Here is a 352-nt window from a genome sequence, read left to right on the forward strand (position 1 = left end):
GGTAACAAATTTTGAATAACGGTACTGTAAAATCTGTAAATCTAAACTGAAATCATTATTTTGATGTCAGGAGTAATTAGGATGGACGAAAAGAAAGTATTAAAACCAATTAATGAAGTGCTTGCTGATCCTTGGCAAGTTGATATTCAAGAATTGTTTGAAGCTTCTGTCAATGAACCTGACGAGATTAAAAAGAATTTGTATGATTCCTTATACACTTATATTTTGCAAAAAAGACAAGAAGATATTATTAATCGTCCTGGCTTCGTTATTTAACCCTCTAAAAGCCTGCTGAGGGCTTTTTTCTTTGCTTTGGTATAAATGTATATGAATGGTCTTAAAATCGCTAGAA

General features: G+C 31.5%; 1 protein-coding gene. It reads left to right on the forward strand.

The window, feature by feature from the left end; all coding sequences use genetic code 11:
• Window positions 1–63 precede the first annotated feature (63 nt).
• Entirely contained in the window at window positions 64–276 is a 213-nt protein-coding gene (locus FD09_RS15705; protein ID WP_057822567.1) for a hypothetical protein, read from the forward strand.
• The last annotated feature ends 76 nt before the right edge of the window (window positions 277–352 follow it).

It is taken from the genome of Schleiferilactobacillus perolens DSM 12744 (genome assembly GCF_001435585.1).
GTDB lineage: Bacteria > Bacillota > Bacilli > Lactobacillales > Lactobacillaceae > Schleiferilactobacillus > Schleiferilactobacillus perolens.